Source organism: Limnohabitans sp. Rim8 (assembly GCF_945901735.1).
GTDB lineage: Bacteria > Pseudomonadota > Gammaproteobacteria > Burkholderiales > Burkholderiaceae_C > Limnohabitans_A.
This window is the reverse complement of sequence record NZ_CAMDLM010000053.1, coordinates 1-15,835: the sequence shown is the minus strand read 5'-3', so window position 1 is coordinate 15,835 and position 15,835 is coordinate 1. Positions and strand designations below refer to the sequence as shown.

General features: G+C 60.8%; 15 protein-coding genes. 10 read left to right on the top strand and 5 right to left on the bottom strand.

Annotated elements, in window-relative coordinates; all coding sequences use genetic code 11:
- The 4 genes from Q0O99_RS16950 to Q0O99_RS16935 all read right to left on the bottom strand — a co-directional run.
- Positions 1 to 968: TonB-dependent siderophore receptor (locus Q0O99_RS16950; protein ID WP_293753151.1), on the bottom strand; the 968-nt coding region annotated here is incomplete at its 3' end.
- 98 nt (positions 969 to 1,066) lie between these two features.
- Positions 1,067 to 2,518 (bottom strand): DEAD/DEAH box helicase, encoded by a 1,452-nt coding sequence (locus tag Q0O99_RS16945; protein WP_293753150.1) that lies wholly within the window; start codon positions 2,516 to 2,518, stop codon positions 1,067 to 1,069.
- Positions 2,519 to 2,623: 105 nt separating this feature from the next.
- Complete coding sequence (locus tag Q0O99_RS16940) at positions 2,624 to 2,923, bottom strand: hypothetical protein (protein ID WP_293753149.1); 300 nt, start codon at positions 2,921 to 2,923, stop codon at positions 2,624 to 2,626.
- A gap of 69 nt (positions 2,924 to 2,992) precedes the next feature.
- Entirely contained in the window at positions 2,993 to 4,321 is a 1,329-nt protein-coding gene (locus Q0O99_RS16935) for a TIGR03862 family flavoprotein (RefSeq protein ID WP_293753148.1), read from the bottom strand.
- A 103-nt stretch (positions 4,322 to 4,424) separates the two neighbouring features.
- Between Q0O99_RS16935 and trxA the strand changes: the two genes are divergently transcribed.
- The 6 genes from trxA (at position 4,425) to ppk2 (ending at position 10,872) form a co-directional block, all read left to right on the top strand.
- Positions 4,425 to 4,760 (top strand): thioredoxin TrxA, encoded by a 336-nt coding sequence (gene trxA / locus Q0O99_RS16930; RefSeq protein WP_293753147.1) that lies wholly within the window; start codon positions 4,425 to 4,427, stop codon positions 4,758 to 4,760.
- A gap of 240 nt (positions 4,761 to 5,000) precedes the next feature.
- The gene (rho, locus tag Q0O99_RS16925) at positions 5,001 to 6,263 is read left to right on the top strand and encodes a transcription termination factor Rho (protein WP_293753146.1); all 1,263 of its coding nucleotides are present in this window, start codon (positions 5,001 to 5,003) and stop codon (positions 6,261 to 6,263) included.
- Between the two features lie 84 nt (positions 6,264 to 6,347).
- Positions 6,348 to 6,611, top strand: a complete 264-nt coding sequence (locus Q0O99_RS16920) for a type B 50S ribosomal protein L31 (RefSeq protein WP_293753145.1) — start codon at positions 6,348 to 6,350, stop codon at positions 6,609 to 6,611.
- Positions 6,612 to 6,753: 142 nt separating this feature from the next.
- Complete coding sequence (locus Q0O99_RS16915; protein WP_293753144.1) at positions 6,754 to 8,499, top strand: hypothetical protein; 1,746 nt, start codon at positions 6,754 to 6,756, stop codon at positions 8,497 to 8,499.
- Positions 8,500 to 8,502: 3 nt separating this feature from the next.
- The gene (locus tag Q0O99_RS16910; protein WP_293753143.1) at positions 8,503 to 9,873 is read left to right on the top strand and encodes an MATE family efflux transporter; all 1,371 of its coding nucleotides are present in this window, start codon (positions 8,503 to 8,505) and stop codon (positions 9,871 to 9,873) included.
- 90 nt (positions 9,874 to 9,963) lie between these two features.
- Positions 9,964 to 10,872, top strand: coding sequence for a polyphosphate kinase 2 (ppk2, locus tag Q0O99_RS16905; protein WP_293753142.1), 909 nt, complete (start codon positions 9,964 to 9,966; stop codon positions 10,870 to 10,872).
- Between the two features lie 15 nt (positions 10,873 to 10,887).
- Here ppk2 and Q0O99_RS16900 read toward each other — a convergent pair whose 3' ends face one another.
- The gene (locus tag Q0O99_RS16900; RefSeq protein ID WP_293753141.1) at positions 10,888 to 11,904 is read right to left on the bottom strand and encodes an NAD-dependent epimerase/dehydratase family protein; all 1,017 of its coding nucleotides are present in this window, start codon (positions 11,902 to 11,904) and stop codon (positions 10,888 to 10,890) included.
- 44 nt (positions 11,905 to 11,948) lie between these two features.
- Between Q0O99_RS16900 and Q0O99_RS16895 the strand changes: the two genes are divergently transcribed.
- The 4 genes from Q0O99_RS16895 to Q0O99_RS16880 all read left to right on the top strand — a co-directional run.
- Complete coding sequence (locus Q0O99_RS16895) at positions 11,949 to 12,755, top strand: phosphatase PAP2 family protein (RefSeq protein WP_293753140.1); 807 nt, start codon at positions 11,949 to 11,951, stop codon at positions 12,753 to 12,755.
- A 41-nt stretch (positions 12,756 to 12,796) separates the two neighbouring features.
- On the top strand, positions 12,797 to 13,714 hold the full coding sequence (locus tag Q0O99_RS16890) for a lysylphosphatidylglycerol synthase domain-containing protein (RefSeq protein ID WP_293753139.1): 918 nt from the start codon (positions 12,797 to 12,799) through the stop codon (positions 13,712 to 13,714).
- A gap of 6 nt (positions 13,715 to 13,720) precedes the next feature.
- Positions 13,721 to 14,722, top strand: a complete 1,002-nt coding sequence (locus Q0O99_RS16885; RefSeq protein ID WP_293753138.1) for a glycosyltransferase family 2 protein — start codon at positions 13,721 to 13,723, stop codon at positions 14,720 to 14,722.
- On the top strand, positions 14,709 to 15,835 hold a 1,127-nt coding region (locus Q0O99_RS16880; protein WP_293753137.1), incomplete at its 3' end, for a glycosyltransferase family 39 protein. The genes Q0O99_RS16885 and Q0O99_RS16880, both read left to right, overlap by 14 nt.

Below are 15,835 nucleotides of genomic sequence, written 5' to 3'. Positions count from 1 at the left end.
AGGCGCTGCGCCCATTGGCCGTTCAGCCGGGCCATGGCAAAAATGCTTTTATTCAGTGTCTGGGCGCTGTCAGACCGCAAGCCGCCCTCTGTTTCACGGATCTGAACTTGGCCGGGGCTGGTGTAATCCGAATACACCACAAAAGGCGTGAGTGTGAGGGTACGGCCTTGCTCGCCTCGCCACTGCAAACGGGCATTGGCATGCAGGCCTTTGCGGTGCCCCACCGATTCGTTGAAGCGGATGCGGTCAACCCCAGGCTCGGAGGTGATGACCGATGTACTCTCGTCCGGCCGGTACTGGTCCATCAGGGACAGGGACACCGTGCCGCTCAGGGGCTGGGTCTTGAGGTTGTGCACCCAGCTGAGCATGGTCGAGCCCTCGCCGTTCTCCTGGCTGCGGGTGATTTTGAGGTCGTCAGGGTTGGCTTTTTGCCCCTCACGCAGGACGATATTGATGGTGCCTGCGATGGCCCTGGCCCCGGTTTCGGCCGTGGGGGCTCGCATGATTTCTATTTTTTCGACCTGCTCGGGGGTGAGCGAGTCGATGGAAAAGCCCGGCGGCACGCGTTCGCCGTCCAGCAAGATTTGGGTGTAGCCACCACCCAAGCCGCGCATGCGGATCGCGCCGCCTCGACCCGGTGCACCTTGCACCGTCACGCCCGGCAAGCGCTTGAGCACCTCGCCCAAGGTGGCGTCGCCTTGCTTTTCGATCTCTTCGCGGCCAATGACGATTTTGGAGGCCGAAGACTCGCGGCGCACCTCGGTGTCGTTGTTGCGGTTGCTGCGGATTTCGACCTGGCCCAGATCGGTCGCAGCCGCCGCAGGCGCGGTGGCCGAAGGTGCGCTGGACGTCGTGCGGGCAGGGCTTTGAGCCCAGGCCCAAGCGGGCAGCAAATACAAGGCAACACCCGCCAGCAGCAGGCCATGGGTCAGGGGGTGGAGGGTGGGGGTGAGATGGGATGAACGCATCCGAGTATTTTGACAGCGCCCGGCCGCCGGCGTGTGAAGCTGGCGTAAAAGCCGGGGTCAGCCTGATGATCAGTGAGGCAGGCCCAACTCCGAAAGAATCACTCGTCCGCTTTGAACAAAGCCGCCACCTTGCGCTTGGGCTTGATGTTGGCCGAAATCGACGAGCGCGGCGCTTTGGGCACTGCATCCCAGCTGGGCGAAACATCTGCAGGAGATGCCTCATAGGGCTTGCTGAAGAAGGGGTCGCGGTTGATGGGTGCGGGGCGGAAGCCGCCTCGGCGCTCGCGCGGCGCATCCAGGGCTTCCCGCGGGTCAAAATCGTCGCGGCGGCGGCTTTCAGAAGTACGGCCACGCGGACGGTCTTCGGCGCGTGCGCCCCACTTCTCGGGGGCGGGGCCAACGGGGGCCGTGTCCAGCTGCAGGGTTTCGACATCCAGCTTTTTCTTGATCAGCTTTTCAATGTCGCCCACCAAACGGGTGTCCGAGGGGCTGACCAAGGTCACGGCCAAGCCCGAAGCCCCGGCACGGCCCGTGCGGCCAATGCGGTGCACATAGTCTTCGGCGTTGTAGGGCACATCAAAGTTGAACACCGCGGGCACATCCTTGATGTCCAGACCGCGCGCCGCCACGTCGGTGCAGACCAGCAAATCGACTTCGCCTTGCTTGAAAGCTTCAAGGGCTTTCAGGCGCTCGTCCTGACTTTTGTCACCGTGCAGGGCCGCGGTCTTGAGGCCTTCGCGCTCCAGCGAGCGGGCCAAACGTGCGCAGCCGAGCTTGCTGTTGACAAAAATGAAGGCCTGCTTGATGCCCCGGTCGTCCAGCACCTTGCGGATCACGCGGCGCTTGTCGTCGTCTTGCGCGGCGTAAAAACGCTGCTCGACAGTGGAAGCGGTTTCGTTGGGCCGGGCCACCTCGATGGTGATGGGGTTTTGCAGGTAGCTGCCTGCCAGGCGCTTGATCTCGGGCGAGAAGGTGGCCGAGAACAACAAGGTGGTGCGCTGCTTGGGCAGGTAGCTCAGGATGCGCTGCAGGTCGGGCAAAAAGCCAATGTCAAGCATGCGGTCGGCTTCGTCCAGCACCACATATTCCACCTGGTTGAGTACCGCGTTTTTGGCTTCGATGTGGTCCAACAAACGGCCTGGGGTGGCCACCAACACCTCGACACCTTGTTTCAGTTCCAGCGTTTGGGGCTTCATGTCCATGCCACCAAACACCACCGTGCTGCGCAACTGAGTGTACTTGGCGTACATCTTGATTTGCTGCGCGACCTGATCGGCCAGTTCGCGCGTGGGCAACAAAACCAAGGCGCGCACCGGGTGACGGGCGGGTGATGTGGAGGGGTTTTCGTGCTTGAGCAGGCGTTGCAGCAAAGGAAGCGAAAACGCCGCCGTTTTGCCGGTGCCCGTTTGGGCTGCGCCCATCACGTCCTGGCCCGTCAAAACCACCGGAATGGCTTGGGCCTGGATAGGGGTCATGGTTTCGTAACCCATTTCGGCTACGGCTCGTGCCAGCGTGGGCGCCAGCGATAAATTGGAAAAAGAGTCGGTCATTAACCCGCTATTGTCGCATTTTGAACTGCCATTGCCAAAAATGGCAATATATCCTCGGAGCCAAAGCCCAAACGGTGGAGCAAACGGCCCACCGGGAAGGGGCCATCAGGCCAAGCGACGGCTCAGCGATGGGAAAGCCGTCTTTTTGTGAGGCACTTTGGCCGGGGGGGCTGCACGCATGGCCACATTGGCGACGCTGAGCATGTCCGAGACCAATGCATCTGCGCGATCGTGCGCGCCATGACGATTGGCTTCAAAGGCCAAACGGGTGGTTCGGGCCATCTGAGCCACAAAGTTTTGCGGGTAATCCCGCACCTGGAAACCCCGCAGGGTCATCACCTTCATGAAGGCATTGGCCGCCTCCTCTACGGCGTGCTGGTATTCCTGACTGGCTTCTGGAGACATAAAGACCTCGGGGGTTGGTTGAACCCTTATATAACGCGGCCAAGGGCCATAAGGCATACACAGTCGGTATCAAATTGTGCAGGTGCTGCCCGAAAGGTGCCTCAAAACACCCTTTGCCGCCTGCTGACCACTGGCCAAGCAGGCCGTCAGCAGGTAGCCGCCGGTGGGCGCTTCCCAGTCAAGCATCTCGCCCGCGCAAAACACGCCGGGGCGGGCCGACAGCATCAAATCAGGCCCCATGGCCTGCAGCGCCACCCCTCCGGCGGTGCTGATCGCCTCGGCCACGGGCCGGGCACGCCTCAAGGGCACAGGCAAAGCTTTGATGCTCGCGGCCATGGCCTCAGGCCGAGCCAAATTCTCGGGTGTGCCCAACTCGAACAACAAGCCCATCTTCGCGCCGTCCAAGCCCAGTCGGCTTTTGAGGTGGCTGCTGAGGCTGCGGCTGCCGCGCGGCCAGGCCAAGTCTTTGAAAACCTGCTCAGGTGATTTATCGGGCAACAAATCCAGCAGCAAACAGGCCTGCCCGCGCTCGGCCAGGTCGTCGCGCAGCCAGGCCGAGGCGGCGTACACCAGACTGCCTTCCAGCCCGGTGTCGGTGATCACAAATTCACCCTTGCGTTCAAAACGAGGGGGCTGCGCGTTTGCAACCCAATCTGGCACGGTCAACACCACCGACTTGAGCGGGTGTCCGGCATATTTATCCCTGAAGTGGGCCGTCCAGCCTTCGCCCTCACGGCCCAGCACATCAAAACCGCAATTGGCTGGCTTCAAGGGGGCGACCTCGACGCCCTGGTCCTGCAAATGAGCCAGCCAAGTGCCGTCCGAGCCCAGTTGCGGCCAACTGGCCCCGCCCAACGCCAGCACGGTGGCACCCGCATTGACCTGCAGCGTCGAAGCATCACTCGGACGCGCAAACACCAGGCGATCGCCTTGCCAGCCAAGCCAACGGTGTCGCATGTGAAACTGCACCGGCACACCGCTGGCGGGGTGGCGCAAGCGCTGCAGCCAAGCACGCAGCAAAGGTGCAGCTTTCATTCCGGCCGGAAAAACACGGCCTGAAGTACCTACAAAAGTACCCACACCCAAGCTCTGCGCCCAATCGCGCACGCCCTGGGCGTCCAGCTGGGATAGCCACTGACTGACCTCGGTCTGGCGCGCGCCAAAACGGGTGTTGAACACAGCCGAGGGCTCCGCATGGGTGAGGTTCAAGCCCCCTTTTCCAGCCAGTAAAAACTTGCGTCCCACCGAAGGCATGGCATCAAACAGGTGCACGGAAACACCCGCTTGCGAGAGCAGTTCGGCGGTCATCAAGCCAGCGGGTCCACCACCCACAATGGCCACTTCCGCCGAAAGCTCCAATGCGCCGGGAAAATTTGAAGTCGGTTTTGGAAGGCTCATGTGTTTGTGGTCTGGCAAGGGAACTGAGGCATGCGGGTGTGAAGAGTTTCTGTCAAAATAGACTTCACTTTAGTCGCATATCAATGTTTTTAAGGAATAGGTCATGGCCAGCGATTTGATCAAACACACCACAGACGCCACTTTCGAAGCCGACGTGCTCCAATCGAGCCAGCCCGTGGTGGTCGACTTTTGGGCCGAATGGTGCGGCCCCTGCAAAATGATTGCTCCCATCCTCGACGAAGTGGCCAGCGCCTACGAGGGCAAACTGCAAATTGCCAAGATGAATGTCGACGACAACCGCGACATCCCCGCCAAATTCGGCATTCGCGGCATCCCCACGCTGATGATCTTCAAGGGCGGTCAACTCGCCGCCACCAAAGTGGGCGCCATGAGCAAGTCTCAATTGACCGCTTTCATCGACCAGCAACTGGCTGGATGAACCTTGGCAGTCCGGCATCGCCGGCATCGCCACCGACCACCGGGCTTGATTGCCCGGTTTTAGTTTGAAGACCCTCCCCAAAACCTGTCATAATTTCTCTCAGGCATCCCGGACACGGGACAGCGCCAAGACTGCCGGAAGCACCAGCCCCAACCCCGGGCTTAATCCGGCACACAACACATCCACCCGGTTATCCGAACAACGGTCCCCAGCCGACCGATTCGCCACAGGCCCCATCCCATGCATTTGAACGAACTCAAGGCACTTCACGTGTCCGAACTCCTGAAGCAAGCCGACACGCTCGAAATCGAGAACACCGGCCGCATGCGCAAACAGGAGTTGATGTTTGCCATCATCAAAAAGCGCGCCAAAGCGGGCGAACAGGTGTTTGCCGATGGCGTGCTCGAAATCCTGCCCGATGGCTTTGGCTTCCTGCGCAGCCCCGACTCCAGCTACACGGCCAGCACCGACGACATCTACATCAGCCCCAGCCAAGTGCGCCGCTTTAACTTGCATACGGGCGACATGATCGAAGGCGAAGTGCGCATACCCAAAGACGGCGAGCGTTACTTTGCCCTGACCAAGCTCGACAAGGTCAACGACGACCTGCCCGAAAACAACAAGCACAAGGTCATGTTCGAGAACCTGACGCCCCTTTTCCCCAAAGAGCAAATGCGCTTGGAGCGTGACATCAAGGGCGAAGAAAACATCACCAGCCGCGTGATCGACATCATTGCCCCGCTGGGCCGCGGCCAGCGCGCCCTGATCGTGGCGCAGCCCAAGTCTGGCAAAACGGTGATGATGCAGCAGATCGCGCATGCCATCACGGCCAATTACCCCGATGTACACCTGATGGTACTGCTGGTCGACGAGCGTCCAGAAGAAGTCACCGAGATGCAGCGCAATGTGCGCGGCGAGGTGATCTCGTCCACCTTTGACGAACCCGCTTCGCGCCATGTACACGTGGCCGAGATGGTGATCGAGCGCGCCAAACGTTTGGTCGAGCTGAAAAAAGACGTGGTCATTTTGCTGGACTCGATCACCCGCCTGGCCCGCGCCTACAACAACGTCGTGCCTTCTTCGGGCAAAGTGCTCTCGGGTGGTGTGGACGCCAACGCCCTGCAGCGCCCCAAGCGCTTTTTTGGCGCGGCCCGCAATGTGGAAGAAGGCGGCAGCCTCACCATCATCGCCACGGCCCTGGTCGACACCGGCAGCCGCATGGACGAGGTGATCTTTGAAGAATTCAAAGGCACCGGCAACTGCGAAATCCACCTGGAACGCCGCCTGTACGAAAAGCGGGTGTTCCCAGCCATTAACCTGAACCGCAGCGGCACCCGCCGCGAAGAGTTGCTGCTGCAGCCTGAAGTGCTGCAAAAAACCCGCATCCTGCGTCAGTTCATGTACAACATGGACGAAATCGAGGCGATGGAGATGGTCTTGAAGAGCATGAAGGCTACCAAGAACAACTCCGAGTTCTTTGACATGATGCGACGCGGCGGTTGATACCCTATAATCTGCGGTTTTGCGGAAAGTGCTCCCAGATAGGCTGAGGAGTGGCTGCCGTAGCAAAAATAAAAGGATTTCCCCATGAAAGACGGCATTCACCCCAACTACCGTGAAGTTTGCTTCCAAGACATGTCCAATGGTTTCAAGTTCGTGACCCGTTCATGCGCCAACACCAAAGAGATGATCAAAATGGAAGACGGCCGCGAGCTGCCTTGGTACAAGCTGGACACGACCAGTGAGTCGCACCCCTTCTACACCGGCACGCAAAAGTCAGTCGACAACATGGGCGGCCGCGTGGAGAAGTTCCGCAACCGTTTCGGCAAGACCACCGTCATCGCCAAGTAATTAGCGACTTGGTGAACCCCAAAGGGCAGCCCGGGCAACCGGCCTGCCCTTTTTGCTTGGGCCCGCCCTCGCCCACCTGGCTTTTTTAAATACAAAATCCAGCAACCCAGCCTTTGCCCCACACCTGATTTCCCTTGCCACCGTGAACCTGCCCACCCCCGCCATCGTTGCCCAAAGTGCTGTGCGCAGACTGCCGCGCCCAGCCCTGCTCTTGCTGTGTGTGGTTTATGTTTTGGCTGGTTTTTGGGACCGTGCGCCTTGGAAATCGCAAGACCTGGAAGCCTTGGGCTACATGCTGCAACTGGCACAGCCTGCGTTGGGGGAAACAGCCAACTGGTTCAGGCCAACTTTGCTGGGCCAGCAAGACCCGCAACTGGCTTTGCTGCCCTTTTGGCTAGGGGCCAGCTTCCTTCAATGGGCACCGACGGGATGGGAAGTCACGTTCTCCCGACTGCCCTTTATCGGAATGCTGGGACTGACATTGGCCGCCACTTGGTATGCCGTGTATGCCTTGGCGCGTCACCCTGCAGCACAGCCAGTGGCTTTTGCCTTTGGTGGCGAGGCCAAGCCAGGCGACTATGCCCGCGCTCTGGCGGACGGCGGACTGCTGGCTTTGCTGGCCTGTCTGGGCTTGGCTCGGCTGGCGCATGAGGCCACCCCAGCGCTCAGCCAACTGTTTTTTGCATCGCTTATTTTTGTGGGCCTGTCCACCTTGCCGCGCTGGCGCTTGCACAGTGGGCTGGCCGTGGTTGTGGGCATGTTGGGCCTGACCCTTTCGGGGGCGCCCAGCGTGGCCCTGTGGCTGGGCGTGGGTGGCTCGCTGATTCGCGCCGTGGCGACCATCGACCCCGTACAAGGCCGCTTGCGCATGCTCGACTTGGGGCTGCTGGCTTTGCTGTGCCTGCTGTGCATCACCACCGCTGGAGCCCTCGATTTGTGGCGCTGGCGCGTGGTGCCTCACACCTTGTTGGATGTGCACATCCTGGCCAAGCTCATGCTGTGGTTCACCTGGCCAGCCTGGCCTTTGGCGCTGTGGTCCTTGTGGCGCTGGCGGGGCCAGCTGTCGCAATTTTGGCGCTACCCGCACTTGGCTTTGCCGTTATGGTTCGTCACCGTCACGGTGGGGGCCACCTGGTTCACCGGCTTTTCTGACCGGGCCCTGCTCTTGGCTCTGCCCGGCATAGCCGCGCTGGCCGCTTTTGCGCTGCCCACTTTGCGGCGCAGCCTCGGAGCCTTGATCGACTGGTTCACCCTGCTGTTTTTCAGCATTTGCGCACTCACCATCTGGGTGGTCTGGGTCGCCATGCAAACGGGCTTTCCGACCCAGCCTGCGGCCAACGTCGCCAAACTGGCCCCCGGCTTTTTACCGGCGTTTTCGGCCCCGGCATTTGCACTGGCCTTGTTGGCCACCTTGGCCTGGGCCAGCTTGGTCAAGTGGCGCATTGGCCACCACCGCGCTGCCATCTGGAAAAGCATGGTCTTGCCTGCCTCTGGCGCCGTGCTGTGCTGGTTGCTGCTCATGAGCCTGTGGCTGCCCTTGCTCAACTTTGCCCGCAGCTATGGCCCTACCGTGCAAAAAGTGCAAGTCGTCACTGGCACCGCCCGTTGCTTGCAATACGCGGGCATCAGCCAGGCGCAAGGCGCGGCCCTGTTGTTTCACGCGCAGGTACGCCTGCAGGCGGCCACCCAACCCAGTGCCGAGTGTCCCTGGCTGGTCATGGACGAAAAAAACCTGCCCTTGCTGGACGATCGCCTCAAAGCCCTGGGCTGGACCCTCGAGGGCACCGCCGCCCGGTTAGGTGAGCGCAGCGACCGTCTGCTGATCTTCCGCCCCTCACAGCCACAACAACCCGACACGCCCTCCCAGCCAGCCGCGGCCAGCAACTGAGCCATGTCCGAGCTGCGCACCATCTCCCGCCATGCGGGCACTGTGCTGGTCGGGCAGCTGGCCGTCATGGCCTTTGGCGTGACTGACACCGTCATTGCCGGCCGCCACAGCCCGCATGCGCTGGCCGTTTTGTCGCTGGCCTCGTCGATCTACATCAGCATTTATGTGGCGCTCAATGGCATGCTGCAAGCGCTGCTGCCCGTCTGGGCCGAGCTGCATGGCGGCAACCGACGCGCTGAGATCGGGCGCTCGGTGCGCCAAGCGCTGTACATCTCGGCGATCGCAGCCGCGTTGGGCATGACCGGTTTGTGGTTCCCCGACCCTTGGCTGTCATGGACCCAAGTGCCCACCGAGCTGTGGCCCGATGTGCGGGCCTATTTGCGCGTGCTGGCGGTGGCGCTGGTGCCTTCCTTGCTGTTTCGCATGTACAGCACGCTCAACCAAAGCCTGGGCTACCCGCGCCTGGTGACTTGGCTGCAAGCGGGCGCTTTGCTGGTCAAGATTCCTTTGTCGGTGCTGCTGACCTTTGGCGCGGGTGATGTGCCCGGCATGGGCGTGGTGGGCTGCGCCTGGGCCACGCTGGTGGTGAACAGCCTGATGATGCTCACCGGGCTGTGGCTCTTGCGCACGCAAGACATTTACCGCCCCTACCAGCTGTGGCGCCTGCCGGAAAAGCCCCAATGGCACGTGCTGCGGCACTTTTTGCGTTTGGGCGTGCCCGCCGGCCTGTCCATCATGGTGGAGGTGACGTCCTTCACCCTGATGGCGCTGTTCATTGCCCGGCAGGGCGCATTGGCCTCGGCCAGTCACCAAATTGCGGCCAGTTTGGCCTCGGTGCTGTACATGGTGCCGCTGGCCCTGGGCATCGCCAGCAGCGCCCGCACCGGTTACTGGCTGGGAGCCGGTCAGGCCCACCGGGCCAGGCATGCAGCAGGCCTGGGCATTGGCCTGGCCATCGGCGCAGCTGGCGTGTGCGCTGCGGCCTTGCTGCTGGGCCGCGAAGCCATCGCCCATGCTTTCACCAACGACCCTCTGGTGGCGCAAACCGCCATGGTGTGGCTGGTCTGGGTGGCCATTTACCACCTGGCCGATGCGGTGCAGGCGGTCTGCGTCTTCTTACTGCGCTGCTACCACATCACCCTCGCGCCCCTGTTGATCTACACCGCATTTTTGTGGGGCTTCGGTTTGTACGGCGGTTACCTGTGGGCCTATGACGATTCAGCGCTGAGTGGCTGGCTGCAGTGGACCGGCCGCCCGGCCGTGGACACGTTCTGGATCAGCAGCAGCTTGGCCCTGGCAGCCGTATCGGCGCTGTTTGCGGCGCTGGTGTGGCGTGCGGCCCGGCCTGGCACAGGCGCACCCGCCCCGGTCTAAAGCGCTGGCCTTTGGCTTCGATCTCGCCTGCATTCATCAAACATTCACACAAAACAACGACATTGGCCTTTTTAATGCATCTCTCACACCATGACACCCACCCACGCCATCGATGAAGCCCAAATGCGCCAGCTGCGCGAAGACCTGCTGGACAGCATGGACGAAGAACTGGAACTGGAGCTCGACGACCGTTGGGGCGCTGAAGCCGCGGCCAACGATGGCCAAGCGGGTGACCGCATCCGCTATTTCCGTGAACTCTTGCGCCTGCAGTCCGAGCTGGTGATGCTGCAAGACTGGGTGGTCAAAACCGGCCACCGCATGGTCATCTTGTTTGAGGGGCGCGACGCCGCAGGCAAAGGCGGCGTGATCAAACGCATCACGCAGCGCCTGAACCCCCGCGTGTGCCGCGTGTCCGCACTGCCTGCCCCGAACGACCGCGAAAAAACCCAGTGGTACTTTCAGCGCTACATCTCGCACCTGCCCGCTGCAGGCGAAATCGTGCTGTTTGACCGCAGCTGGTACAACCGCGCTGGCGTCGAAAAAGTCATGGGCTTTTGCAACGACGAAGAATACGAAGAATTCTTCCGCTCGGTGCCCGAGTTCGAAAAAATGCTGGTGCGCAGCGGCATTCAGTTGGTCAAGTACTGGTTCTCCATCACCGATGACGAGCAGCACGCCCGGTTTTTGGGCCGCATCCACGACCCGCTCAAGCAGTGGAAGCTCAGCCCCATGGACCTGGAAAGTCGCCGCCGCTGGGAAGACTACACCCGTGCCAAAGAAACCATGATCGAGCGCACCCACATTCCCGAAGCACCTTGGTGGGTGGTGCAGGCGGTGGACAAGAAAAAAGCGCGACTCAACTGCATTGACCACCTGCTCAGCCAAGTGCCCTACCACGAGGTGACGCACCCAGAAATCAATTTGCCCGGCCGCGTGCGCAACCCCGACTACATCCGCCATCCAGTGCCGGCTGAAATGATTGTTCCGGAAAAATACTGAGCGGCAGAATCGGGCTCAGGCCTGACCGTTACCCAGCGGGTCCCAGCCCTCCAACCACTGCACGAACTGTCCAAGCCCCTCTTGCAGGGGGGTGTCGGGCCATGCATCCAACCAGCACAAAAGACGTGACTCGCTGGCACAGGTCAAGGCCACATCTGCAGTTTGCATGGGCGCGTGTTCAATGAGGGGGCTGGTCTGCAAAAGGGTGGACAGTACCTGGACAAAATCGATCACGCGAATTGGCCGCTGATGGCCCACATTCACCACGGCCGCACCCTGCCAGCGGGCCTCGTGCTGGGCCAAGGCGGTGACTGCCGCTACGGTGTCGTCCACATAGGTGAAGTCGCGCATCAGTTCCCCGCCGGCAAACAGCGTCACCGGCTGTTGTCGCCGAATGGCTTGAGCAAACAAATAGGGCGCCATGTCAGGCCGTCCCCAAGGTCCGTAGACGGTAAAAAATCTCATGCCCAGGCTTTGCAGGCCGTATTGGGCATGAAAGGAAAACGCCATGGCTTCATTGGCCTGTTTGGTGGCGGCATAAAAAGACTGGGGCCGGTCGGTCCTGTCGGCCTCCTCAAAAGGCGCCTCCGATCGCATCCCGTAAACACTCGACGAGCTGGCGTACAGCAAACGGGCAACCCGGTGCCGGTGACAGGCCAAAAGAACGTTGGCAAATCCGACCAAATTGGACGCGACAAAGTCTTGAGGCGCCAGCATGGAGTGCCGAACACCGGCCTGGGCGGCCAAATGGATGACCCGTTCGGGCCGAACACTGCCCATCCAATCCAGCAGCTCGCTGGGATGCGCCACGTCGAGCCGTTGCCACTGCACGCCTGGCGCTTGTCGAACCGCAGCCATGCGCGCCGCACGCAGCCTGGAGGCCGTGCTGTTGGGGTCAAGGTCCAAAGGGGTGCATCCGGCGTCGTCAGCCCAATCGCAGGCGTGCACGGTGTGGCCCCTTTGGGCCAGATGCAAGGCCAGCCGTGAGCCAATAAAGCCTGCCGCACCCGTGACCATCCATGGAACTGTCATAAAAATATGTTTTGATTGTTTTCATAGGATTCTGAAATGCAAATATGACAGTAGTTCGAGAAAACCCCGACTCACTGGCCATTTATTCACCGTCGGTGACACACACCGCTTGGCTGACTGCACTGATGTGTATTGCTTGTGGTGTTGGGCTGCACCATTCATCACTCAACCAGGAATGGCTCATCCTGGGACATCAAAAGACCTGGCTGCCGGAGCAATTTTGGCTGTTTGTGACCCAGTGGGGCGATGCGGGGCAGTGCTTGCTCTTGATGCTGATCCTCTTTGCGAGAGACGGCGGCAAACTGGCCTTGATCTTGAAAACCTGGCTCTTGGGGATCCCGGTTTCGATGGTGCTCAAGCACACGCTCAACATTCCGCGTCCCTTGAACGTGCTCGACGCCCAGTGGCTGCAAGTGGTTGGTCAGCCGCCTCTGTTGGGTCACTCCATGCCCTCTGGCCATGCGATGGCCGCGGGCTCTGCCGCTGCGCTGTTGTTTTTATTCATGCGGTCCGAGCGACCTCGGCTTCAGTGGGTGGTGCTTTTGCTGTGCGCCTTGGTGGCGCTCTCGCGGGTCTCGGTCGGAGCGCATTGGCCGGCCGATGTGGTCACGGGTTTCGGCCTCGGTGGGCTGCTGGTGATCTTGGCCTGCCATTGGGAAAAATTTCAACCCTGGGTGTTGAACCCCGATGCACTGAGGACCCGCTTTGGCCTCGTCGCTTTGCAAGTTCTTGTGCTGTACTTGGTGTGGATTGCGCCCTTGGAAGGCCTCGGTATGGCATTGGCTCGCGGGGCGATTTCAGTCGGCGTGGTGTTGGGCGTGCTCACCTCATGGCCGCGTGCCCGAGCCTGAGGCCACCCGTGCGCTCAACACCTCTTCGGCTCCTGAAATTCATGACCATGCTCCTGTGTGTGGGGCTGGCCCTGTGGTTGTTTGTCTGGGCCTGGGAAAAACTTGACCGGCCCGATTTGGCCCATTGGTGGCGCACAGTGCCCATTTGGATTTGGGCAACCGCAGCCGCGATTTGGGGATGCACCTTCATTCTGCGCGCCATCAGGCTGCGCCAGGAGTGGCAATGGAAGCGACACATCAACCTGCGAACCGCTTTGCACGTGGTGCTGCTGCACAACTCGGCGGCCTTGCTGATGCCCCTGCGATCAGGTGAATTGGGCTATCCGCTGCTGGTACGAAAAGTCTTTGACGCCAGCTGGCCAGAGTCACTGCGCAGTCTGCTCTGGTTGCGGTTCCAGGACGCTGTGGTGCTCGGCTTCTTGGCCCTGTTGTTTTGGCCGTTCGCCCCCCCAGTCGCGGCTGTCTTGATCGCTGCACCTGTGCTCATTGCCCTGCTGGCTTCTCGCCAGCATTTGGAAAAGCTCGTCCTCGCCTGCCGCGGCCGCGTGGAGTGGTTTGGATTTCTATGGCACGGCCGCGGCCGCCCCTCAGGTTGGCTGTTGAGCTTGGCCAATTGGCTGCTGAAGATCGCAGTGGTCGCCTTTTTGCTGCAGTTCATCTTGCAGGAATCGATCAGCTTGGGCCTGCAAGCGAGCGTGTCCGCAGCTTTAGGGGGCGAAATCGCGGCCTTGCTGCCGATTCAAGGTCCCGCCAGTTTGGGCACTTACGAAACAGGGGTCTGGCTGTTTTCCGGCCTGCCGCTTGAACAGGCCCCCTTGGTGGGCATGGCGGCTTTGCTGGTTCACCTGTTTTGCCTGGGCGTCTCCTTGCTGCTGGCCTTGATCGTGGCGGCTGTGGACGGGCCCGCCTTCTGGCGCGCGCCGAATGAAAAAAACCGGGCCGATCCGATTCAAAACTGATTATTTATGTTGCTACAAACTCCCCCTCACCGTCTGTCTGTGGTGGTCCCCATGTTCAACGAGGAGGAACTGGCGCACGACCTGATCGATGCGGTCCAAGCGGCCTTGATGCACTACCCGCACCCTTGGGAGCTTTTGGTGGTCGACGATGGCAGCACCGACGAGACCTGGAAGCGCTTACGCCAGCGTGCCCAGCAAGTGGGCCCACACATTCGGATCATTCGCTTGCTGCGCAACTTTCGTCAGACCGCAGCGATGCAGGCGGGCATCGACATGGCCCGAGGCGATGTGATCGTCACCATGGATGGGGATTTGCAAAATGACCCCCAAGACATCCCCCAGTTGGTCGATAAATTGCTGCGCGAAGACTTGGACTTGGTCGCCGGCTGGCGACAAAATCGGCAAGATGGTCTGCTGCTGCGCAAGATCCCCTCCAGACTGGCCAATCGCCTCATCAGGCGCGTCAGTGGTCTGCAATTCCAAGACCTGGGCTGCAGCCTGAAAGCCTTTCGCACCAGCGTGTTGCGCAAAATCCGGCTTTATGGCGAGATGCACCGCTTCATCCCTGCCTGGATGGCCACCGTCACCTCCCCTGATCGCATGGACGAGTTGGCCGTTAGCCACCGACCTCGAACCAAGGGCCAATCCAAATACGGCATCTCCAGAACCATTCGGGTCCTGGTCGACTTGCTGTCGATCCATTTCTTTTTGAACTTTGGCACACGCCCGGGACACTTCTTTGGCGGACTGGGCTTGTTGGTCGGTGCAGTCGGCACGCTGATCCTGGCTTACCTGGCGGTCATCAAATGGATGGGCGAAGACATCGGTACCCGGCCCCTGATGTTTGTGGGTTTTTTCTGCATCGTCTCTGGCCTGCAGTTCATCACCACAGGGGTGTTGTCGGAAATGCTGATGCGCACTTATTTTGACGGGGGACAGTCGCTGGCTTACCACACCCGGGACTTGACCACCCTGGACGACAACGCAGGATGGCATGCCACACCTTGAATCCACGCCCAGCTTGACTGCCAAGCCTCCCATCTGGGCCATCCCTTTGGCCTTGGGTTTGCTGGTGTTTCTGCTCATGGGATTGGGCCAGCCCCCCTTGTTCGATGTTGACGAGGGGGCTTTCTCCGAAGCGACCCGGGGCCTGCTGTCGTCGGGTGATTGGGGCCACACCACGCTCAATGGTTTGGACCGCTTTGACAAACCCATTGGCGTCTATTGGCTGCAAGCCCTCAGTGGGGTGCTGTTGGGGCCGACCGAGTTGGCCATGAGACTGCCCTCGGCTTTGGCCACCTGGTTGGGTGCGCTGGCCCTTTGGCGATGCATCGCTGGTCAATGGGGTGTTCGGACTGGCGCTTGGGCAGCCATCATCCATGTCACCAGTTTTGGCAGCTGGGCCATGGCCCACGCGGCCACGGCGGACGCGGTGCTGGGCATGTTCCTGATGCTGAGCGCCATCGACCTGTGGCGATACCTCCAAACTGAAGACTTGAAGGCATTGCGCTGGCTCGCCTTGTGGGTCGGCGCGGGGCTGCTGGTCAAAGGGCCAGTCGCCCTCTTGATCCCAGCGGCCAGCCTGCTCATCCACTGCCTTGTGTCTGGTCAATGGGCGGTTTGCCGCAAAGCACTGCTCGATGTGCGCGCTTGGCTTTGCATGCTGGCCATGGCTTTGCCGTGGTACGCCTACGCCGTATGGCGGCACGGCGAGGATTTCGTGCAAGGCTTCATTTTGAAGCACAACGTCGAGCGTTTTACCGCCCCGATGGAAGGGCATGGCGGCCATTGGCTTTACTTCGTGATTGTGGCACCCATTTTGTGGATGCCCTGGACGTCGCTGTTGCTGGCCTGGTGGGGCCGCTGGCAGGCACTGTGGGGCCATGCACTGACCCGTCACGCCTTGATCTGGACTGTTTTTGTGCTGGTTTTTTTCAGTTTTTCCGGCACCAAGCTGCCTCACTATGGCATCTATGCCGCACCCGGGGTTGTGCTGTTGCTGACAGTCGCTTTGGAGAACATGCGAACTTGGCATGCCGGGCTGTGCGCATTGGCCTTGCTGGCCTGGCAGGCCGTGTTGGTCGGACTTCCCTGGTTCTGGATGACTTTTCCTGAGCAGGT

Coding starts and splice junctions, on each gene's coding strand:
- Q0O99_RS16945 (WP_293753150.1), bottom strand. CDS start 2,518: ATGACCGACTCTTTTTCCAATTTATCGCTGGCGCCCACGCTGGCACGA.
- Q0O99_RS16890 (WP_293753139.1), top strand. CDS start 12,797: ATGACCATGCTCCTGTGTGTGGGGCTGGCCCTGTGGTTGTTTGTCTGG.
- trxA (WP_293753147.1), top strand. CDS start 4,425: ATGGCCAGCGATTTGATCAAACACACCACAGACGCCACTTTCGAAGCC.
- ppk2 (WP_293753142.1), top strand. CDS start 9,964: ATGACACCCACCCACGCCATCGATGAAGCCCAAATGCGCCAGCTGCGC.
- Q0O99_RS16935 (WP_293753148.1), bottom strand. CDS start 4,321: ATGAGCCTTCCAAAACCGACTTCAAATTTTCCCGGCGCATTGGAGCTT.
- rho (WP_293753146.1), top strand. CDS start 5,001: ATGCATTTGAACGAACTCAAGGCACTTCACGTGTCCGAACTCCTGAAG.
- Q0O99_RS16920 (WP_293753145.1), top strand. CDS start 6,348: ATGAAAGACGGCATTCACCCCAACTACCGTGAAGTTTGCTTCCAAGAC.
- Q0O99_RS16910 (WP_293753143.1), top strand. CDS start 8,503: ATGTCCGAGCTGCGCACCATCTCCCGCCATGCGGGCACTGTGCTGGTC.
- Q0O99_RS16900 (WP_293753141.1), bottom strand. CDS start 11,904: ATGACAGTTCCATGGATGGTCACGGGTGCGGCAGGCTTTATTGGCTCA.
- Q0O99_RS16940 (WP_293753149.1), bottom strand. CDS start 2,923: ATGTCTCCAGAAGCCAGTCAGGAATACCAGCACGCCGTAGAGGAGGCG.
- Q0O99_RS16895 (WP_293753140.1), top strand. CDS start 11,949: ATGACAGTAGTTCGAGAAAACCCCGACTCACTGGCCATTTATTCACCG.
- Q0O99_RS16885 (WP_293753138.1), top strand. CDS start 13,721: ATGTTGCTACAAACTCCCCCTCACCGTCTGTCTGTGGTGGTCCCCATG.